The organism is Pseudomonas salomonii (genome assembly GCF_900107155.1).
Taxonomy (GTDB): domain Bacteria; phylum Pseudomonadota; class Gammaproteobacteria; order Pseudomonadales; family Pseudomonadaceae; genus Aquipseudomonas; species Aquipseudomonas salomonii.
This window is the reverse complement of sequence record NZ_FNOX01000002.1, coordinates 496,614-519,305: the sequence shown is the minus strand read 5'-3', so window position 1 is coordinate 519,305 and position 22,692 is coordinate 496,614. Positions and strand designations below refer to the sequence as shown.

The window sequence follows — 22,692 nt, the reverse complement described above, 5'->3', positions numbered from 1 at the left end:
CTATGGATAACGTATTCAACTTTCGCGATAAATTGATTAACGAATACAGCAGCTTTTCCCGAAGTTTTTCTCGGATTCAGGCTACCGACATTCGAGAAGAAGTCGAGCGGCAATATGCTAGTGGTCGTTATTGGCCTGAGCCACTCATCCAGATCAACCCAAATTATCAGCGCAAGGGCACAGTGCAGCAACTTGCAGCGGACGGTCTGTTGCACAAGGCCTGTGCCGAGCTTTTTCAGGTAGGAAAAACTGAGGGGCATCCTGAACATCTGCACCTATACGCCCACCAGCTACAAGCCCTGGCCAAAGGCCAGGGTCGCCAGAGCTATGTAGTCACGACTGGCACTGGCTCCGGTAAATCTTTGTCCTTTTTCATTCCTGTGATCGATCGGATATTAAAAGCCAAGGATCAGGATCAAAGTCCGCGTACCCGTGCAGTCGTCATCTATCCAATGAACGCCTTGGCCAACAGCCAGTTGGAGGAGCTCGACAAATTCTTGCACGGCTATCCAGAAGGGCAGCAACCATTCACCGTCGCTCGTTACACGGGGCAGGAGTCGCGTATCGAACGCGCCGCCATTGCTGACAATCCCCCAGATATTCTGCTCACTAACTTCATGATGTTGGAGCTTATCCTTACTCGCTTTGATGAGGATGACCGTCGGGTGGTGGAGCATTGCCATGGTCTGGAGTTCTTGATTCTTGACGAGTTGCACACTTATCGTGGGCGGCAGGGGGCTGATGTTGCATTGCTAGTGCGCCGTTTGCGTGAGCGCTTGCATGCTGATGAACTAGTCTGCATCGGCACCTCTGCCACTATGTCCAGCACTGGGAGCCAAGCCGACCGTAACAAAACTGTGGCCGAGGTTGCTAGCAAGCTTTTTGGTGCCTGCATTACTGAGCAGGACGTCATCGGTGAAACGCTAGAACGGGTAACAGATCCGCTCAAAGATGTATCGGCTATTCTGTCGCAATTGAAAATCGCGTTGAACCGCAAGGAATTTGCTTGGGATGGATTCGAATCTTTCCGCACTGACCCGATGGCAATTTGGGTAGAGCTGAATCTTGGGATCGATTTGCCGGACAATGAACCCCCACGTCGCGCCAAGCCCATGACTTTGCGTGATGCCAGCGCCAAATTGGCGAAAGAGGCCGGAATCACACCAGAGGACGCTCGCACCAGTTTGCAGCGTTTTTTGGTGGCAGCCCATGAAATTAGAACTCCGCAAGGCCGGCCGCCTTTTGCCTTCAAGCTGCATCAGTTCATCAGTGGTCCTGGCAAAGTTCTGGCTACTCTGGAGGCTCAGGGCGCGCGTCATGTAACTCTCGACGCGCAACGCTTCGCGCCGGGGCGACAGGACGAAGGCGTTCATCTGTATCCAGTACATTTCTGTCGAGACTGCGGTCAGGAATACCACCCTGTATGGCTTTCAAAGCAACTGCCTACCAGCTACCAGCCGCGAGAAATCGATGATATAGCTTCCGATGACAACGAAGACGTTGCCTTTGGCTTTCTCTGTCCGGTGCAAGCCGGCCAGCAGTACCGGGGGGTGTTAGAGGATCTACCCGAAACTTGGCTGGACTTGAGCAAAGACGAACCAAAGCTCAAGCAAAACTACAAAAAGTTAGTGCCTTATCACGCGTCAGTGAGCGTGAAAGGTGATGAGGGTTCCGGCGAGCCTTTCTGGTATATCCCCGGAAAATTCCGTTTCTGCCTGAAGTGTGCGCAGGTTCATGAAGCTCACGGCAAAGACATCAACCGCCTCGCTAGCCTTTCGGGCGAGGGTCGTTCATCCGCCACAACCATCCTGACCTTGAGTGCGTTACGTCAACTGTTTGCTGAAGGAGAGCCGGTCTCAGGGCAAGCCGACCCTCGTAAACTGCTGGGCTTTACCGACAACCGTCAGGATGCCGCCCTACAGGCTGGGCATTTCAACGATTTTGTTTTTCTGTTGACGCTGCGTTCCGGGTTAATCGGCGCTCTGCAAAATAGCCATGGGCTCCTTACCGAAGAGCAGTTGGCCGACTCGGTATTTAAAGCGCTGGGCTTTGACCAACTGAATGACGCTACCCTCGTTGAATACCTACGTACACCCAAGCTCATGGGACTGGCACGACAGGAGGCGCAACGCACGCTGCGTTTCATCATCGGTTATCGCCTGCTTCGTGACCTTCGTCGGGGCTGGCGCTTCAACAACCCGAACCTCGATCAACTGGGTCTGCTCGCCATTCGCTATCGCAGCCTGGATGAGTTCTGTGCAGACGACGCGTCCTTTGCGAAAAGCTCAACACTGAGCAAACTTAATGCTCACAATCGTGCAATCCTCTGCCAGCAAGTTTTTGATGTCATGCGGCGCGGTCTCTGCTTGGAGAGCCGTTACCTCGATCCCGTGGAACAGGACAAAGCCCGTACCAGCGCTTTCTCATACCTCAATGATCGCTGGGCCTTTGCGGCCGACGAGCAGTTGGAAACCGCCAAGTACCTAATTCTGGACAAGCGTCCAGACTATAAGGGCAAACCGCGTACCGATCTGATGCCAGGTGGCCCACGTTCACGCCTGCTGCGCGACATAAAAACAGCGCCTTTCTGGAAGCAAACTTCAGTAGCTGGCCAAGTGGCAAGCTGGAAAGATGCTGACTGGCGCGACTTAGTGGAAGCCCTGTTGCAGGCCGCGAACCTTTACGGTTATGTACAAAAGCATCCGATTGACCAGCAACTGGTGGGTTGGCGTCTGAATGCTGCCGCGCTGGACTGGTGTCTGATCACCGACGAAGCGCTCGGTGATGATAGCCGGACCAATGCTTTCTTCCGTACGCTTTATCTCAGTGTCGCCACCGTATTACGACAGAGTGGCCATTCGCTGTTTGACTTTGAAGCACACGAGCACACCGCCCAAGTCGATGCAGGAAGGCGGCAATTGCTGGAGCAGCGCTTCCGCTACACCGAGAAAGATCGCAAAGATTGGGCGAGTAACCCTGCGCATGAAGCGCCGCTTGAGCGTTTACCAATCATGTTTTGTTCGCCAACCATGGAACTGGGTGTGGATATTTCTGCGCTCAACACCGTGTACCTACGCAACGTGCCGCCGACCCCTGCTAACTACGCACAGCGTAGCGGCCGAGCAGGGCGCTCTGGACAGCAAGCGTTGGTCATCACCTACTGTGCCTCCCAGAGTCCGCACGACCAATGGTTTTTCCATCATGCCAGCGAGATGGTGTACGGCGTTGTGCGGGCTCCCACCCTCGATTTGGCCAACCGTGATCTCGTACAAAGTCACCTGAACGCCGTCTGGCTGGCCTGCGCGCAAGTAGCCCTGGATTCCAGCATCGCACTCATGCTCGATCTGGACCCGCCAGAAAAACCACTTATCCAGCATTATCACGATGCCCTCAATGACCCAGCGGTGCAGGCACGGGCACAGATCAGCGCCTCTCGTGTCATCGCTCAGTTGCAAAACGAACTGAGTGGCAGTGACTGGTTCAAACCTGACTATGTGAAGCAGGTCATTAAAGAGGCACCACAAGAGTTCTCCAAAGCATTGGAGCGCTGGCGCGTCTTGTTTGATGCCACCCGCGCTCAGATGAATATGGCTGACCAAATTGTAAAGAGTCATACGGCCTCCCACAGCGAACGGCAAAACGCCCAGCGGCGCTATGGCGATGCAGCACGTCAATACGCCGTACTGCTAAAGAGCGGCAATACACAGAACTCGGACTTCTATACTTATCGCTACTTAGCCAGCCAGGGCTTCCTACCAGGCTACAACTTCCCGCGCTTGCCGCTTATGGCTTGGATTCCCGCCCGGGGAAGTAACGCGAATTCCGGCAAGGACGATGAAGGCAGTATGGTAAGCCGTCCGCGTTTTCTGGGACTTTCCGAGTTTGGCCCGCGTAGCCTTATCTACCACCAAGGTCGCATGTATCGCGTGGTGCGCGCTAAACTCAACGTCGGCTCGACCGATCACATTTCGGGCAACAGTCAGTTGGCTACCGTTGCCTCATTGGTCTGCAACCAGTGTGGCTATGGCCATGTGGGCGAGCCCGGCGGCACGCAGCTTGCCGTTAACACCTGCGAAAACTGCGATGCACTGTTGACCGAACACGACTGGGTGCGCGAGCTTTATCGCGTCGAGACTGTCGAAACCGTAGCTGTCGAGCGCATCTCCATTAACGATGAAGACCGACAACGTCAGGGCTTCGACCTACAAACTACCTACCGTTTCCTGCCCGGCCCAGATGGTGTCATCCAGAAGAGTAAGGCTGAAATTCGGCAGGGTGGGGACGTGCTGGCTGAGCTCACCTACGCTCCCGCCGCCCGTCTGTGGCGGATTAACCGAGGCTGGCGGCGGCGTAAGAACAAGGAGCAACTCGGCTTCTACATTAATCCCATTACTGGTACCTGGAGCAAGCAGGACGATCCTAGCGGTAGCGAAGACGGCGGTAATGACGAAGCCCTACTCGACAAGATACCCAATCAGCGCATTGTTCCTTTTGTCGAAGATCACCGAAATCTGTTGATTTTGGCACCGCTGCACTCGTTGTCCACCGAGGCCATGGCTACCTTGCAGGCTGCCCTCAAACGCGGCATTGAGATGACCTTCCAGATCGAAGAATCCGAACTGGTCGCTGAGCCATTGCCCAAAGGCGATGAACGCCGGGCGTTGATGTTCTACGAAGCCGCCGAAGGCGGTGCGGGCGTGCTAACCCGTCTGGTAAGCGAGCCCGCTAGCCTTGCGCAAGTCGCTAGCAGCGCCCTGCGTCTGATGCATTACAACGTACCGCAAGGTGAGTGGCAGTTCGACAAATTGCCCGAGCTGGAGCAGACCGACGCACTGGGCAGCCGTATCTGCGAAGCCGGCTGCTACCAGTGCCTACTGTCCTACTTCAACCAGCCCGATCACGAACACATCAATCGCCGCAATGCTGATGCACTCAAGCTTCTGGTAGCGCTGGCCAATGCCCAGGTTCAACCGAGTCAGGCGTCTATAGCTGCGGCTGGGCGCAATTCAGCCGGCAGTTGTGATGACCTAATGGAACAATGGCTGCAAGTCCTTAGTCGGACAGGTCAGCGCCAGCCCGATGTCATCAATGTATCAGTCCTTAATGGGATGGCTACTGCTGCTGGGCAGTACAAAACTGTCCGCGCATTGGTCTTCCTTGAGGTGGTATCCAACGAATTACATGGCGTGCTGGTAGACAAAGGCTGGCAAGTGCTTGATTTCTCTGACCAATCACAATGGTCAGCCCAGTTCGCTCACCATGCTGACGTGTTCGGCTTACCAGAGAAACAACGATGACTACGCTCGAACACGACTTCATGCCCGGTAACTTGGTTCGTGCCCGCGGACGCGAGTGGGTAGTACAAAGCGACTCTCGCCGCGACTGGCTGCGTTTGCGCCCATTGGGAGGTGCAGATGATGACACCATCGCCCTGGTTCCTGAGCTCGAGTTGGAACCCGTCGAACCAGCTACCTTCCCCTGGCCGCAGCCAGAGCAGGCTGGCAACCATGCGGCCGCTCTTTTGTTGCGCGATGCCCTGCGTTTAAAGCTTCGCAATGGTGGTGGTCCGTTTCGATGCTTTGGCAATATTGCCGTCGAGCCGCGTGGTTATCAGTTGGTACCATTGTTGATGGCCTTGCGCTTGACGACCGTACGCTTACTGATTGCCGATGACGTAGGTGTCGGAAAAACTATCGAAGCCGGCTTGATTGCTCGTGAGCTAATGGATCGTGGCGAGATCAGCCGCCTTGCCGTACTTTGTCCGCCGCACCTCGTTGAACAATGGCAAAATGAGCTGGAAACTCGCTTTAACCTGCAAGCCGTGGCGCTTACCTCCAGTAGCGCCAGCCGCATTGAGCGTGACCTGCCACACGGCGTTAACTTGTTCGATCACTACCCTGTGGTGGTGGTCAGCCTCGACTACATCAAAAGCGAACGTCACCGCGAACACTTCCTCGCCATTGCGCCGGAATGTGTAATTGTCGATGAAGCCCATACTTGCGCCAGCAGCGGTTCCGGAAAGCAACTGCGTTTTGAGCTGCTGCAGCGTCTGGTGAAAGACGAGAGTCGTCATCTGCTGCTGCTCACCGCCACCCCGCACTCGGGCGATGAAGTCGCATTCTATAACTTGCTTTCCTTGCTCGACCCGCGCTTTGTTGCCCTGCAAGGTCGCATGTCCACCACTGATCCGTTGCGCCAGGAGCTCGCTCGCCACTTCGTCCAGCGTCGCCGCAAGGATATCGCTGAATGGCAGGCAGAAACCGGCGATGGCCGTGGTTTTCCGCGTCGCATGAAAACCGAAGTCACCTACCAGCTTACTGGTGACTGGGGCCACTTTTTCGATGCCGTACAAAGCTACTGCCTTGAGCTGGCTGAAAGCATTGAGCAGACAAAATCCGACAGCGCGCGCTTGATCTGGTACGCCACCCTGGCTCTGTTGCGTTGCGTTGCCTCCTCCCCGGCGGCGGCAGTCAAAGCCTTAACCTCTCGACTTGACGGTGCACTTGAATACGACGATTTGCTGACTGACGGACGCCTGCACGATGGCGAAGCTGACGACCTGGAAAGCAGCGACTTGGAGCCACCAGCCCAGCTCCAAGATCCCAGTCGCTTGCAAATACTCATTAAAGAAGCCGAGCGCCTTTCTGGTAAAACTGGCGATCCAAAACTTTCTAGCTTGATTCAACATCTGCAGGTTCTAGTCAAAGACGGTTACCACCCCGTGGTGTTCTGTCGCTATATTGCTACCGCGCACTATGTTGCAGAGCATCTGAAAAAAGTCTTCCCCAAGGTGACCATCGACGCTGTGACCGGCGAATACACACCTGAAGAGCGTCGCGAACGGGTCGACGCGATGGAGGAGGGCGACCAACGCATTCTGGTTGCCACAGACTGTCTTTCTGAAGGCATCAATCTGCAGCACTTGTTCACCGCCGTCGTCCACTACGACCTGGCTTGGAATCCTACCCGTCACGAACAGCGTGAGGGCCGTGTCGACCGCTTTGGTCAGCAAGCGGCGGAAGTGCGCTGCACCATGCTCTATGGGCAGGACAACCCGGTCGATGGCTTTGTGATTAACGTCATCCTGCGCAAGGGCGAGGCCATTCAGAAAGAGCTCGGTGTATTAGTGCCCATGCCAGAAGACGAGCAGCGCATCAGCCAGGCACTGGTAAAAGCTGCCCTTATGAAGCGCGGCGGCACCAATGTGCCCTATACGCCAGATATGTTCGCTGCCGCTAATGTCGAGCTGCAGCCGCTGCAAGCCCAATGGCAGGACGCATTGGAAAAAGCCAAGGCTAACCGCACGGTGTTTGCCCAGCGCCGTATTCGTCCTGATGAAGTGCTGCCCGAATGGCAAAAGCAGCAGCAGGCTCTCGGCACCCAGGCCGACGTTCAACGCTTTGTGCAAAGCGCTTGCGCCCGATTGAATGCCCCGTTGGAACCCATGCTTAAACCGCATCACCTACGATTGCTGCCACAGCACTTGCCTGAGGCGTTGAAGATGCGCCTAGTCGATGAAGGCATCGGTAAACCGCTGATAATTGATTTTAACGAGCTACACCGCAGTCACCCACTAGTTACTGTACTGGCTGAGTATCTGCTTGAAGACAGCCTTTCCAATGAGCACGCCATTGCCGCCCGCAGCGCTGCTACTCTCACTGATGCGGTGGAGGTGGTTACCACCATTTACCTGCTGCGACTGCGTCACCAGCTCGGCTATGTGCGCCGCCGCGAGCCCTTCCAGATGATGGCCGAAGAAACTGTGGCACTGGCCGTCAAAGGTCGCAGTAATCCGCAGTGGTTGAATGATGAGTCGGCCAGCCAACTGCTGCAATGCACCCCTAGTGGCAACCTACCCATTGAGACCATGCAGCGCGAAATCCGCACCGCGCTTGATTTTCTTGCCAGCAACCAGCAGCGATTGGAAACGTTGGCTACCGAGCGCGCCAACGCGTTGTTGGACGACCATCGTCGCGTGCGCGAAGCCGCTCGAGATGTCGGTCAGTACAGCGTTAGTCCCTGTCTACCGGTGGATGTGATTGGTGTGTATGTACTGCTACCCGATTCGCTGTAAGCGCGCCTAAGGAAAGTCAAAATGAAAAAGCTCCGCAAAACCCAGGCCGCGCTCAACCTACCTACCCTTAAACTCGAAGGTAGTCTGTTCCTACCTGACCAATTGGAAAAAGCCGCCCTTGGCAGTGCCAAATGGCAAACTGAAGCTGATTACCTAATCCCCAAAGGGCTCAAGCTCAAGGACGACTACAGCCGGGCCTTCCAGATTGCCAGCGCCCAATACAAACACTTTACTGCGCAAATCGACCGTGCGGATGTGGATGCTGCCGAGATCACGCAACACCTGGTACTCGAGTTGCTGCGAGATGCCTTTGGCTACAGTAATCTTGCACAAGTCAAAGGCATCACCGTGGGTGAGCGCCACTACCCGGTGCAACTACTCGCTGGGAATCTACCCATCGTCGTTGCATCGCACACATTGGGCCTGGATGATGCCGATGCGCGCTTTGCTATCGTCGGCAGTGGTAGCCGAAAAAAGTCCGCTTTCCAGCTCGCACAGGAACTGCTTAATGCCAGCTCCGAGCACCTCTGGGCAATTGTCAGCAACGGCAAACAAATCCGTCTGTTACGCGGTTCCTCTACACTCACCCGCCCCAGCTTTCTTGAAGTGGACCTTCAAGACCTATTGACCGGTCAGCGCTATGCCGAGTTCACCAACGTCTGGCGCCTGTTGCACGCCAGCCGTGCCGGCAATGGTCCACAAAGCTGCATCTGGGAGCGCTGGCGCGAAGCTGGGCAGGAGGAGGGCACCCGTGTGCGCGACGGTCTGCGCTTGGGCGTCACCCAGGCTCTACTCATATTAGGCGAGGGTTTTTTGCAACACCCCCACAACGAAGCCTTACGTCGCGCTTTGCACTACGGCGAGCTCAGCAAGGATGGTTATTTCCAGCAACTGCTGAGACTAATCTACCGGCTGATCTTCCTTTTCAGCGTGGAGGAGCGCGGCCTACTGCATCCGGCAGACGACAATAAGGAGGCCATCGCCGCTCGCCGCGCCTATGCGGAGGGTTACGCTGTAGCCCGGTTGCGTGATCTTTGCCTGAAACGTCGCGCCCGCAATCGTTTTGATGACCGCTGGCAAGCCCTCCGCATAGTTTTCAAGGGTTTAAGTGAGGGAGAACCTCGCCTGGCCCTGCCCGCGCTGGGCGGCCTATTTGCAGAAAGTCAGTGCTCTCAGCTTGATGTCGCCAGCCTAAGTAACGCTCATCTTCTTACTGTGATGCAAAACCTGCGCTGGGCCAATCATGGTGGCACGCTGGCGCCGGTGGACTACCGCAATATGGGACCAGAAGAACTGGGTAGTGTGTACGAAAGCCTACTGGAACTGGTACCGGAAATTGACCTACCAGCCAAGCAGTTTGGTTTTGTCGGGTTGACCAGCGAGGGCAGCACCGCAGGCAATGCTCGCAAGCTCACCGGTAGCTATTACACGCCAGACTCGCTGGTTCAGGAACTAATCAAGTCCGCACTCGATCCAGTAATTGAGCAACGTCTGACCGATAATCCCTCCAATCCGGTGGAGGCACTATTGGCCATTCGTGTGATTGATCCTGCCTGTGGCAGCGGCCACTTTCTGCTCGCAGCTGCTCGCCGCCTGGCTGAGAAACTGGCGCAACTACAAAACCCCGAAGGTGCAGTGAAACCGCAAGACTACCGCCACGCATTGCGTGAGGTGGTCAGTCGCTGCATTTTCGGCGTGGACCGTAATCAGATGGCGCTCGAGCTAGCGCGGACAGCCCTATGGTTGGAAGGTTTTGAAGAGGGCCGTCCCCTAGGTTTTCTCGACCATCACCTGCAATGCGGTGATGCTCTATTGGGACTGACTGATCTGAATGCTCTGGAGCTTGGTATTGCCAAGGAAGCGTTCAAGCCTTTGGCTGGTGACGACAAGGATGTGTGCAAGGCGCTGGCCAAAACCAACGCCAACGGTCTCAAGCAACTAGAGCGCGACTTGAAGGGTCAGCAAACTTCGCTGCGTTTTGACGATGCAGCCGGCCTCACGGCTCTGCAGGCTATAGAAGCCCTGCCGCAAGACAGCACGCAACAAATTGCCAGGAAGGAAACGGCCTACCACGAGTTTCTGGCGCGGGCAAAAACCAGCCGATTGGCGCACGCCGCCGATATTGCGCTTGGCGCATATCTGTTGCCAAAAAGCACAGCAAACGAAGCGTATATCCCGACAAGTGTCACGCTGTATCTGGCGTTACACACGGAGAGCCTGAGTACCGAACACCAACTACAACTCGCCGCCGCTCAAGCGGTTTGCCGCGAAGCCCAAGTGCTGCACTGGCCGCTGGCTTTTCCGCAAGTATTTGCCGTCGGCGGATTTGACTGCGTCCTTGGCAACCCTCCGTGGGAAGTTTCGCAAATGGGGGAGGAAGAGTTCTTTGCTACGCGTGCTCCTCACATCGCGCAACTGGCAGGCGAAAAGCGCAAGCGCGCGATTGCAGCGCTACGTGTGGATGACCCGCGTCTTTGGAACAAATATTTAGTGGAAAGCCAGCGCATTGCGGCTTCCAACAATTTTTACCGTGAATTTGGGCGTTTTCCCATGACTGCGGTGGGAAAACTCAATACCTACCCACTGTTTGCGGAAACGATGAGTCAGATTATGCAGGGGCTGGGTCGTGCTGGGTTTATTGTGCCCACGGGTATCGCTACCGACGACAGCACCAAGGCTTTCTTCGCTCACCTTACGCAAAACCGACAACTGGTCAGCCTATATGACATCGAGAATCGCGAAGCAGTGTTCCCTTCAGTGCACCGCAGCTACAAATTCTGCCTTCTCACCTTGGGTGCTGCTCCGCAGGCCGAATTCGTCTGCTTTGCCACGCAGGTCAGCCAACTAGCCGACCCGCGCCGCGGCTTCGTCCTAACTCCTGCCGAGTTCCGCCTGATTAACCCTAATACCCTGACTTGTCCGATTTTCCGCAGCGAGTGCGATGCGGAACTGACGAAAAAGCTCTACCGCACTGCACCGGTACTGATCGACGAAGGTCAGCCCAACGGTAATCCTTGGGGTATCACGTTCTCGCAGGGGCTGTTCAATATGACCAGCGACAGCGAGCTGTTTGTGGACGCACCTGGTCCTGGCTTGTTGCCGCTGTACGAAGCCAAGATGATCCATCAGTTCGACAAACGATGGGCATCTTACACGCCCGACGGCAGCAGTCACGATGTGAGCCTGCTTGAAAAAGCCGACCCGAATTACACCGTTACCCCGCGCTACTGGGTGAGTGCGGAAGAAGTAGATGATCGGTTGAAAAGCAAAGGTTGGGATAAGGGCTGGTTAATGGGGTGGCGAGATATTTGCCGCGCCACAGACGAGCGCACGGTGATAGCCAGCGTAGTAGGACGGGTGGGCGTGGGGCACACCATGCCCTTATTCAGGACGATGCAAGAGCCGAAGCAAGTTGCCGCGTTGCTTGCCAATTTCAGTGTTTTGGTCCTGGATTTTTGCGCTCGCGTCAAAGTGGGCGGCACACATTTGACGTATTCCTATCTAAAGCAATTCCCGGTTCTTCCACCTGACCGTTACACCGAAGCCGACCTCGCCTTTATCGTTCCTCGGGTGTTGGAACTCACCTATTCTGACCACGAACTTTCCGCCTGGGCGAAAGACCTCGGCTATGTTGGCCAGCCTTTCACTTGGAACGAACCCCGCCGCGCCCAACTGCGCGCCGAGCTCGACGCGTACTACGCCAAACTCTACAGCATTACCCGTGAAGAGCTGCGGTACATCCTCGATCCTGTGGATGTGATGGGGGCAGACTATCCCAGCGAAACCTTCCGCGTGCTCAAAAACAACGAGATTAAAGCGTTCGGCGAATATCGCACTCGGCGTTTGGTTGTGCGTGAGTTCGATCGAATGATCTTAGCGGAAGCCAGTGGTGAAGCTTATCTCAGTCTGTTGGTGCCGCCACCTGGACAGCGGGCTCATCCAATCTATTCGGAGCGTGGCGTTGTTCGCGATGAGCTAGATGCTTGCTTGGCTGGTTTGTTGCTCACGCTGATTCAACAAGCAGGGCGTTTGTCACGACGCCAGTTGAGCGATGCCCTGCTTATTGCGTCACGTCCCGAGTTGTTGTCGGCGTATGTTGGGGATAAGAGCGCAGAAATCGTGGTGGCGTTTCAAAATCGTTATATCGGGGTGTTTGAATCAGCACAATTGACGGGAGATCGACAACAGGACTTGATTCGCCATTTCGAAGGCGCCGGGTTGGTTCGGGTAGAGTCAGATCAGCTCGTAGCTCTACAGGGAAAAACTATTCCGAGTCACCTTATTGTCGATACTCAGGCCACTTCGATCGCCAGCGTCCTGTTGAAAGCTATCGAGAAGATGCAGTTTGGTGCAGATGATAAAGAGGCTGATTTCAGCCAACAATCAAGCAAACAAGCCTAAGCAGGGAGCGAAATGGTGCAGGCATTGATCCGGGAGTTAACGGAAGTCAGGCGCAGTCCGCGCTTGTGGTTTGAGCGTTTGGCTCTGTTTCGTGAAGCAAGTCATGAGCACGTAATTCGCACCGTTACCTTTCAGCGGGGCCTTAATATTGTTTGGGCCAAGGAGCCAGCAGCGGGTAGCGCATACGGCGCTCGCGCAGCAGGCCATGGAGTGGGCAAGAGCTCATTATGCCTGTTACTGCGCTTGTGTCTGGGCGATACAGCCAAGGCTGTCAGCGAGCTGCGTGAGGAGTTGTTCGGAGAGTTCCCAACGGGCGGCGTTGCAGTCGTTCTGCATGTAGAGGGCCAAGCATTCACCCTGTTCCGACATTTCAATACCCACAAGGAAGGCATTGTTCTGAAAGGCGGCGAATTTACCGCATTATGGCGCGATCAGCCTTATCACACTGATCGCACATTTATGCAGCAACTTGCCGACACGATGATGGCCAAGGTTGCGCCAGCTGCAATCCCGGAAACGAGTCAGGCCATTGAATGGCGCCACCTTTTAGCTTGGATAAGTCGCGACCAAGGTTCGCGCTTTAAGTCCTTTTTCTCCTGGCGTGAGGGCGAGGGCACGGGCTTGCAGCGCAGTCGTCAGGATCCACCCATTATCATGCGTGCCGTATTGGGATTGCTGGATCAAGCTGAATCAAAACTGATGTGCAGTCTGGCTGAGCTAGAAATAGAGCTTGAGCTTGCCAAGAAGAAAACGGCAGAGCTGTTGCGTGAGCCGGTATTGATCCGCCGGCGCATCGAGTCAGACTTGCGTGCTTGGCGCAATCTGCCGGATAGCTTGCCTTTGCGCGTAGAGGATTTGTTTGCGGACTCGGTGGTGAAGCAAGTTCGCAACGCTGCAGAGGAGGCTGCGTCAGCGTTGGGTGACTGGAATGACCGGCAAGATGAAGCGGAGCTACGTTTGGCTGAGCTGCGTACAGAAGTAACGCAGATCCAGACTCAGCTCGACAGGGCAAGCCTGGAGTACGAATTTGCTGAGGCAGCAAGGGTGGGGGACGAGGCAGCTTATAAGGCAATTGGGGAGAAATTATTGAGGCTTACTCAACTTGCAGGAGATTGCAAGGAGGGAAACATTCCATTCGCACAATGCCAGCATATCCAAGCCGAGATTGGCCGCTTGCAGGTAATTAACCTACGGGATGAGCGTGATAAGAAGAGCCTGAGTCGAGCCATGAAGGAGTCTGCATTACGTGTAGGAACTGCATTTCAGCGTAAGCAACAGCTTGAGGTTAAATTCCAGGACTTGAAGGCAACCGATGCTGAATTGGTTGGTAAACGCAATAAAATTCGTGAGGTTCGGGATAAAACATCTCATGAGGCCCGTCGAGGAGAAGAACTGCTTACAGAGATGGATCGTTGGGAAAAGTCAGCAGGCTCCTCAGTTTCCCAAACTGCTATTGATCTGTCCTGTGCCAAGTCTGAAGGCATCGGGCGCGATATAAATAGCGGCCGAACTCAGTTGGCGATAGTACAGAAAGAACTATCAAACCGAGAAAAGCGTATAGCCAGAATCATGGATCGATTTACGAGAGAACTGCTCTCCAATGATGCCTTCGGCTCATTCGATCCTCGCGATGAAAATCGACCCTTCCGAATATCTATGCGAGGCGGTGAAGCCTACCGTGTGCTGGAGGTTCTATTGGGCGATATTGTGTGTCTTATGGAAGGTGCGGGGGAGGACAATGCGTTTCCCGGTTTGGTCATCCACGATTGCCCGCGCGAGGCAGATATGAGCGCCGGGCTGTATGAGGGATTCCTGCTTTTAACCGATCATCTGCAGAAGGCTTTTGAGGACGGTATGAGTGTTCCGTTTCAGTACATAGTGACCACTACCACACCACCTCCAGCGGATCTGATTGATACCGAGCAGGTTTGTTTGGTGCTTGATCCGAGCTTTGACGATGGCTTGCTTTTCAAACGTCGATTTTCTGAAACAATCTGAAAGCAGAGAAATTGGTGGATTTAGCGAATGACCAGTCCAGCGCCTAGTGCTGGAGGCTTGGGATCAATAGGAAGGGAAGCTAATTCATGAGTGATGTCGTGGTCACCAGTCTTGCAGAGAGCGCACTCAATATATTCGTAACAATCGAAGGCAAGGCGACAGAGAAACTGTCCAGTCGTGGCACCAACGCCACAGACGCATTCGCCACGTTAAACACGTTCACAGGGCAAGAGGCTGTCAACCGTATTGCGGAGATTGCCGATGGTGAGACGCAATCTTTGCTGGCATTGTTGCGTGAGCCGGCCATCTCTCGTGTCACGGTTGAGAATGATGAAGGCCAGAAAGCCATCTACTACATCTGCCGTACCTCCGGCATTTCTCTCAATGGCGCAGCAAAACTAGCAGGTTACCGAACTGATCTTGGCAAGCTTGCTTCCCGGGATGTGGGGGAGGAAGTAGAGGTTTCGGTTGGCGGCAGGCTTGTCTGGTTGCGCGTTCTTGAACGTGTTGATCTGCACCCTGCAAAGGATGGTGGGCATTGGGATTCGACTAACAATGTGCTGCGTCGTGAAGATGTATCTCCATTGTCAATTCAGTCCTTGCGCAAACTACTGGAGTCGGAGGAGACCATCGATGATGGCGGTGCCTTCGAGGCCATGCTGGCGGGTGGTGAGGTAGCAGGAAACATAACGGAAGGCTTACGTCACCAAATACGAAGTGCCATGGCGCTGCGTGATCAGCCTGTTCTGGACAAGTTCCAAGATGACATCTTCCGCCTACCTATCAATAGCCAGTTGATCATTTTAGGGCCGCCCGGCACCGGAAAAACTACCACGCTCATCAAACGTCTTGGCCAAAAGCTCGACTGGGATGCCCTGGATTTGGATGAGCGCTCTCTGCTTGATACTGCAGCCCATAAATCCAGCTGGGTCATGTTCACACCCTCGGATTTGTTGAAACACTATGTGAAAGAGGCATTCAATCGGGAGCAGGTACCTGCTTCGGATGAGCACATCAAGACGTGGGACAAACGCAGACATGAACTCGCTCGTTCAGTTTTCGGCGTTTTGAAAACCAATACCGGCGGGATGTTCGTTTTCAAAGAGGACCGCAGCCATTGTAGTGGTGAAGTCAGTAATGACCCGCGTGCGTGGTTTGATGAGTTCCGTAAATTTCACCGCAATCGCCTAATTTCTCCGCTTCAGGAGGGGGCGACAATGTTGCAGAGCTCTGCGCCTGATCAGGCAAAGCCGTTGTTACAGCAGCTCTTGGCCGGCATCTCCAGTCTGAGATCCGAAGAGTTGGTTCAGGCATATGGTAGGTGGCTCAGTTTGGAAGCAAAAATAGACTCCCTGCTGAAGGAAAGCCGAATTAAGACGGACAAGCTGATCCGTGAGCAAGGAAACCTGCTGTTCAACAAAGACAAGCGTGTTTTCTTCGACCTAGCAGCCTTTTTCGACACTCTTACACAGGGCGACGAAGAAGAAGATGATGGCGCCGAGTATGACGAAGACGTTACCGAAGAGCCGACACAGCCATCTCATAACGAAGCTCAGAAAGCTTTTTTTGCCTATCAGCGCTTTCTCCAGAGTTATGCTCGCAGCCGGTACCATGGGCGTAGCCTAGGTAAGTCGAGCAGGGCTGCACATATCCGTGACTGGCTCGATGACCGAGTGCCCTCTGAAGAGTGGTTGAAAACACTGGGCGGTGAAATGACCTTCCAGAATGCGCTTCGTCGCTTCCGAAATGCCTGGAAGCGTTACGTACTGGATGTGCCGGCCAGTTATCGGGCATTTCGGCGGCAGTGCATTGCTGAGCAGCGATACGCGTATCGTGCGCCTGACAATCCTGTGCACATAGACGGAGTTGAGCTTGATGCGATTATTTTACTCATGCTCAGATCGGCCCGTGAACTGATGCAGCAGGAGTTTGTGCGAAATGACCTTGGCCAGCCACAGTTTTTCGAACTCGCCAGAATTGCCAACCAATTTCAGCATCAGGTGCTCGTTGATGAAGCAACCGATTTTTCAATGCTGCAATTGGCCTGCATGGAGAGTCTGACCAATTTGAAGACGCGATCCTTCTTTGCCTGTGGAGATTTTAATCAGCGTATCACTGGGCACGGTATTCGCTCTCTAGAGCAGGTGAGTTGGATTTCTGAACAAATCCAGGATAAGCGCATCACCACGGTTTACCGTCAGAGTCGAATGCTGAATGCATTTGCTGGTGAGCTATTGCAGCTGATGGACGGAGATACTACCGCGTTGGGTGTCTTACCTGAATACTCTGCGCATGAAGGGGTTATGCCGGTTTTCGTTGAAGGTATGGATGAGCCTTTGGCGGTCGCACAGTGGTTAGCTGAGCGCATTAGTGAGATTGAGAGAATGGTTCACCAAATGCCAACAGTTGCAGTACTAGTTGCTTCTGAGAGTTTTGTTAGACCGATCGCTGACGCACTGAGCGAGCAATTGGAGTCCATCAATTTGAAAGCTGTTGCATGTCTAGAGGGTAAAGCCTTGGGGGACGACACGGATGTACGTATTTTTGACATCCAGCACATCAAGGGGCTTGAGTTTGAAGCAGTGTTCTTTGTTGGTGTTGATACTCTGGCAGAAATGACCCCCGACCTTTTCGAAAGGTACCTTTATGTCGGGGCGACTCGTGCTGCTACCTATTTAGGGATGCTTTGCCATAAAGGATTACCTGAAAAATTGTCTTCCCTGAAGCTCAGGTTTTCTGAAAGGTGGTGATAGCGAATGTACTCCTTGGTCCAGTCCGACCTCGTTAGAGTTACGTTCGCAGCATTTTACTAACGACGGTTAGCGCATAATTATTTTGGTATGTATGGATTATTATTTGTCAGGGCACGTTACAACCTGATTATTAGTGAATAGCAATTCAGATGGAGCACCGATGAACCGTTTGCAATGTGCTTTGATTGAAAAAAACAGGTACCGATAATGGTTTTGAACATACTATTTCTGTTGATAGGAACAGCGTAGTACTGGCATCTGCTCGCCACTTGAGTCATGCAATTGTCTCGGTTTCGGACAATGGTTACGAGATTGAATTTGTTTCAAGGGTCTCGTCGTTATTGACAGAGTTGCGTCGCAGTTTTCCAGCGCTACAATTATGTGGTGATTCATTTTTGGTAGATGGCGAAGCTTCACTTTCAACGTTACTACGCCGTGCTTCAAGTTTGTCCAGCGCACTGCCAAGTCAGGTCGCCACCAGTTATGCGCAGGCGGTTAACGCAGTTTTGACAGCATCTCCAGAGGGGATAGCAGGTACTGAGGTAGAGCGGCTGGTGCGTCAGCGAGTTGGCCAACAGAAGTTTCGTGAAGCGATGTTGGAGTATTGGGGGGGCGCTTGTGCTGTGACCGGGGTGGGATTGTCCGAGGTGTTACGCGCCAGCCACGCCAAACCTTGGGCGGAGTGTGCTTCTGATGCCGAGCGGCTGGATGTGTTCAACGGATTTCTGTTGAACGCCAACTTGGATGCTTTGTTCGACCGTTTTTTAGTAAGTTTTGACGAGCACGGGTAAGCGTCTGCCCAACACACCTTGCGTGATTAAACGGGCAACCACCTGTGCGGCAACAGCTCGGTAATCTCACTCGCCCGCTGCGTCGGCAGGCGTGTAAGAACATCCTTCAAGTAAGCATACGGATCATGCCCGTTGAGCCGCGCCGACTGGATCAAACTCATGATCGCCGCCGCACGTTTACCGCTACGTAACGAGCCCGCGAACAGCCAGTTCGAGCGCCCAAGAGCCCACGGCCGGATTTGATTCTCGCACCAGTTGTTATCGATGGGCACAGCACCGTCATCGAGATAGCGCGTCAGCGCTATCCAGCGTTTGAGGCTGTAATCCAACGCCTTGGCGATGGCTGATCCCTCAGGCACAAGCTGCCTCTGGGCGATCATCCAAGTATGAAGTGCGTCGATGATCGGCGCTGCTTTTTCCTGCCGTATTCGCTGCCGGACACCCGGTTCCAGCTCGCGTGCCTCTCGTTCAACTGCGTACAAGGCCGCGATGTAGTGCAGCGCTTTTTCGACGATCTGGCTCTTGTTGGTCGCGTGCAAGTCGAAGAACTTGCGGCGTGCATGGGCCATGCAGCCGATCTCCGTGACGCCCAGTTCAAAGCCTGCCTTGTAGCCAGCGAAGTCGTCGCAGACCAGCTTGCCGTTCCAGTTGCCGAGGAAGGCTCGGGCATGTTCGCCAGCACGGCTCGGACTGAAGTCATAAACGACCGCCGCCAGATCGGAGAACTGGCTGGTGGCATAGGCCCAGACATAAGCGCGATGAGTTTTCTTCGCGCCAGGCGTCAGCATTTGTACCGGGGTCTCGTCGGCGTGGACGACGCCGTGCGTCAGCACGGCTTCGCGCAGCGCATCAACCAGCGGCTGTAATTGCACGCCGCAGTTGCCCACCCATTGCGCCAAGGTCGAGCGAGCAATAGGCAGTCCGGCGCGGCCGAAGATTTTCTCCTGCCGATACAGCGGCAGATGGTCGGCAAACTTGGCCACCATGACGTGGGCCAGCAGGCCCGCCGTCGGGATGCCTTTGTCGATGACGTGCGCCGGTACCGGTGCCTGGATCAGTGTTTCGCACTGCTCGCAGGCCCATTTTCCACGGATGTGGCGCTCGACAGTGAAGACGCCCGGTGTGTAGTCGAGCTTTTCGCTGGCATCTTCGCCGATACGCTTGAGGGCGCAGCCGCATTGGCAGTAGCTGTTTTCCGGTTCGTGATGGATCAGCGTGCGAGGGAACTGCGGTGGCAGCGTAGCGCGCTTGGGCTGCTGGCGCATTTTGGCTTCGACAGACACGGGTTGCAGTGCTTCAAGCTCAGCTTCGATGGCGGCGATATCGGTGTCGATCAAGTTGTCAAGCAAGCTGGCTTGATCCGGACTTAGCTGCTCGCTGCGCTTGGCAAACTTGAAGCGTTTGAGCAGCGCAATCTCGTGGGCCAGCTTCTCGTTGACCGACTTGTGATGGGTGATTTGCTTGTCCATGGTCTCGACGCGCTGGATCAACTGCGCCGCCAAGGCACGCAGTTCTTCAGGATTTAATTGGTCGAGATTGGGATGCGAAGTCATGCCGCCGATTTTGCCAGAGAGGGCTGGTGGCGACGATAGACTGATGGGCCAATTGCACTGGCAAGCGTGCCATGGCAGGTGTTAAAGCATCGAGATGATTCCGCCTGCACCGACGCGCTGCCAAGGTAAGCCGAGCACCAGGGCCTGAAGTTGCTCGGCATCCAACTCAACTTCGGAGCCGTGTCGCACACCCGGCCAGAAGAAGCGTCCTTGATTCAAACGCCGGGCGGCCAGCCAAATCCCCACGCCGTCATGCACCAGCACTTTCATGCGATTGGCGCGGCGGTTGGCGAACAGATAAGCACAGTGCGGCTTCGCCGCACCGAACACCGCGACAACTCGCGCCAGCGCGGTTTCAGTGCCAGCGCGCATGTCCATGGGCTCGGTGGCTAGCCAGATGGAATCGACGCGGATCATTGCAGCAGGTCTCGCAGGAAAGCGGAACACGACGCTGCATTTTCTGTCGGCCAACTCACCACAACTACGCCTTTTGAATGAGGTACTTCGATTCGGATCGTAGCGGGAAGAGCTTGATGCGTCGCTATCGACGGCGCTGCCTTAACCGGAATAAAGGCAGTTTGCAGTGCCAGGTTTTTCTGCCCATGCACCCGAATCCATTTATGGACGAGGTTGGCATTGAGGTTGTGGATCAAGGCGACATTGGCAATCGAGGTGTCAGGCTGCGCACATTCGGCAATGACTTGGGCCTTGAAGGATTTGGAATAGGAACGACGTTCTCGTGGCATGGGCGTCCGCTTAAAAAGGCTAAAAATGGTGTCCACTTAAATTTAGGTGGACACCATCGCCTTAAGCGATGGCATCAGGAAGGTGTGTTGCCCGGACGGTTACGAGCACGGTCTATTGTTAGTTTCTTCTCGAGTAACCTTAGCAGATTTACAGAAGCTCGGTATCCATCCGGGAATGAGATTGCGCTGGTTGACTGCTGAGCACCAAGTGTACTTGAGCTTCCATCACTCGATTTTTGAGTCACTGCTGTGATTGTTTTAACTGCGCGTCATCGGTAAGCGTCTGCCAAAGTCACCTTGTATGACTCAGAACGGTATAAGCAGTCCTTCAGAAAGCCGTAGGACGGCTGATAACCCATGGCCTGACCTCATCCGGCGTCATGAAAAGCCTCGTTTATCGCGTTGAGCAAAGTAGCCCTTATAGGCGCGTCACCCTCTCACCTACCAATCCTCAAATACCCGAAAGTCATTCTCTCGGGCATTTGAGCATCCGGTAAAAAAACTTGTAACTCAGTTCACCTTGAACCGTCCCACCAGCCCCTGCTGTTGCTCGGCCAAGCGGGCTAACTCGCGGCTGGTGACGGCGGTTTGTTCAGCACCGGCGCTGACCTGGATAACCAGAGTGTTGATGTCGTTTACGTTGCGGTGGATCTCCTCGGCAACCTGACTCTGTTGTTCTGCCGCCGAGGCGACCTGTATGTTGCTGTCGCTGATGGTCGCGATGCCCTCGGCTATTTCTTCTAGCAACTCCCCTGCGCGCACTACGTTGCTCGCGCCTTCTTGAGCCTTCCCTAGAGTTTCCTGCATGGAAGTGGCGGCACGGTCGGAGCCGGATTGCAGATTGGCGATCATCTTCTGGATACTGACGGTGGAATCCTGAGTCTTTTTGGCCAGATTCCGCACCTCATCGGCGACCACGGCAAATCCACGACCCTGCTCACCGGCACGGGCAGCCTCAATGGCAGCGTTCAAAGCTAGCAGATTGGTTTGCTCTGCTACACCACGAATCACATCCAAAACCGAGGAGATGGAATAGCTTTCACCCTTGAGCTCCTCAATGATTCGGGATGTTTGTTCGGCCTGAACCTCAAGCCCTTTGATCAAGCTGATGGTGTTCTCGATTTCAGCCTTGCCCTGCATAGTGCTGGCATTAACGCGCTGCGACATCTCTGCGGCGTCGGTAGTGCTGCGCGCCACGTCTTTGACCGTGGCGCTCATCTCGCTGATGGCAGTGACCACCTGATCGGTGCCTTGACGCTGCTGGACGACGTTATTGCTAGTTTGCAGGGCCACAGCCGAAGACTGCTCGGCGGCGGTCGCGACCTGCGCCGTGGCACTCCCGATCTCACGGATCACTTCACCGATCTGTATGGCCATGTTATCCAGGTTACGCGAGATCTCGCCAAACTCGTCTCTGCCGGTGTAACGGGTTCTGGCAGTTAGGTCACGCGTGGATAGCGAAATAAGGGTGCGGTTCACGTCGACCACAGCGATTTTGATATTGCGAATAATCACCGAAGCGAGCCACAGCACCGCAATCAACATCAGAATGACGGTGGCTATTGCGACATACAGACTGCGCTGGGCATCGGTACGCGCGACATTGGCTAGGCTCACGACCGTCTGGCCCAGTTCAGCCTCGACCTGAGCCATCATGTCGATACGGCTGGTGGAAAGGTTGAACCAGTCTTCGGGTTTGATATTAAGCGGATCGCCTAGAGGCGTATCAAATCCGAGTTTTTGCAGGCGAGCTACATCGACGGATGCGGGCTGTTGTAGAACCGCATCCAGCTTATTTTTGAACACGGCAGGAGCCCAGCGTTGAAAGGCCTCGAAATAGCCGGAGAACTCGCCCATGTTGCGGCTGAAACGTGACAACAGCGGCGCATCAAAACGGTTTTGGTTGAATGCCAGGCCAAGCAGTACACGCTCTCGACCAGAGCGCTCTTTCATGTCTACGAACTGATTGAGTGAACTCAGCCCACGCAGGATTTCCGGATCCTCAATGCTGGTTTCCAGTGAGTAAGAGAAGCCGATCAAATTTTTGATAAGATCGGTGAATCGGGTGCCGGACTCGCCGTTATTGATTGCGAGCGTGTCCACCTGCTGACGCAGTCCGGCCAAACCATCAATTGCGCGCAGCATCTTGTCAGGCGCGATAAGACCCTCGGTCGATTGCGCATGCATCGCGCTCACCGCACGGTCGGTTTCTTGGCGTAAGACTTTCAACTTGTCCTGCATCGTCTTACCACCGCTGCCCAGAAACACGCCGCTTGCGCCGCGCTCACGCTGGATAGTGGTTACTACGTCACTGAGTTTCTGCGCGGTGCCGGTAGCGGTGACCGCTCGGTTCATCTCGCTCAGTGTCTCTCGTTT

The 22,692-nt window shown here is 54.7% G+C and carries 10 protein-coding genes and 1 pseudogene; 6 read left to right on the top strand and 5 right to left on the bottom strand.

Annotated features, from left to right (window positions below):
* Positions 1 to 2: 2 nt before the first annotated feature.
* From BLV67_RS06375 to BLV67_RS32055, 6 genes are all read left to right on the top strand, one after another.
* Positions 3 to 5,297, top strand: coding sequence for a DEAD/DEAH box helicase (locus BLV67_RS06375; protein WP_069787792.1), 5,295 nt, complete (start codon positions 3 to 5; stop codon positions 5,295 to 5,297).
* A complete protein-coding gene (locus BLV67_RS06370) occupies positions 5,294 to 8,074 on the top strand; it encodes a helicase-related protein (protein WP_069787791.1) in 2,781 nt (926 codons plus the stop codon). Before BLV67_RS06375 ends, BLV67_RS06370 begins: the two co-directional genes overlap by 4 nt.
* Positions 8,075 to 8,095: 21 nt before the next feature.
* The gene (locus BLV67_RS06365) at positions 8,096 to 12,475 is read left to right on the top strand and encodes an Eco57I restriction-modification methylase domain-containing protein (RefSeq protein ID WP_069787790.1); all 4,380 of its coding nucleotides are present in this window, start codon (positions 8,096 to 8,098) and stop codon (positions 12,473 to 12,475) included.
* Between the two features lie 15 nt (positions 12,476 to 12,490).
* Positions 12,491 to 14,473, top strand: a complete 1,983-nt coding sequence (locus BLV67_RS06360) for a hypothetical protein (protein ID WP_244160697.1) — start codon at positions 12,491 to 12,493, stop codon at positions 14,471 to 14,473.
* Positions 14,474 to 14,559: 86 nt separating this feature from the next.
* A complete protein-coding gene (locus tag BLV67_RS06355; RefSeq protein WP_069787789.1) occupies positions 14,560 to 17,223 on the top strand; it encodes an ATP-binding domain-containing protein in 2,664 nt (887 codons plus the stop codon).
* 188 nt (positions 17,224 to 17,411) lie between these two features.
* Positions 17,412 to 18,017 (top strand): HNH endonuclease, encoded by a 606-nt coding sequence (locus BLV67_RS32055; RefSeq protein ID WP_141722747.1) that lies wholly within the window; start codon positions 17,412 to 17,414, stop codon positions 18,015 to 18,017.
* 26 nt (positions 18,018 to 18,043) lie between these two features.
* On the opposite strand, the gene tnpC is transcribed toward BLV67_RS32055, so the two are convergent.
* The 5 genes and pseudogenes from tnpC to BLV67_RS33815 all read right to left on the bottom strand — a co-directional run.
* Positions 18,044 to 19,570: an IS66 family transposase gene (tnpC, locus tag BLV67_RS06345; RefSeq protein WP_069787787.1), complete on the bottom strand. Its 1,527-nt coding sequence runs from the start codon at positions 19,568 to 19,570 to the stop codon at positions 18,044 to 18,046.
* A gap of 81 nt (positions 19,571 to 19,651) precedes the next feature.
* A complete protein-coding gene (tnpB, locus tag BLV67_RS33270; protein WP_003177794.1) occupies positions 19,652 to 19,987 on the bottom strand; it encodes an IS66 family insertion sequence element accessory protein TnpB in 336 nt (111 codons plus the stop codon).
* The gene (tnpA, locus tag BLV67_RS06335; RefSeq protein WP_074854426.1) at positions 19,984 to 20,316 is read right to left on the bottom strand and encodes an IS66-like element accessory protein TnpA; all 333 of its coding nucleotides are present in this window, start codon (positions 20,314 to 20,316) and stop codon (positions 19,984 to 19,986) included. The genes tnpB and tnpA overlap by 4 nt, the downstream gene beginning before the upstream one ends.
* Positions 20,317 to 20,826: 510 nt before the next feature.
* Positions 20,827 to 21,456, bottom strand: a complete 630-nt coding sequence (locus tag BLV67_RS33820) for a methyl-accepting chemotaxis protein (protein WP_439709947.1) — start codon at positions 21,454 to 21,456, stop codon at positions 20,827 to 20,829.
* Between the two features lie 489 nt (positions 21,457 to 21,945).
* Positions 21,946 to 22,671: pseudogene (locus tag BLV67_RS33815) on the bottom strand (nitrate- and nitrite sensing domain-containing protein); the annotation flags it as partial.
* Between the last annotated feature and the right edge of the window lie 21 nt (positions 22,672 to 22,692).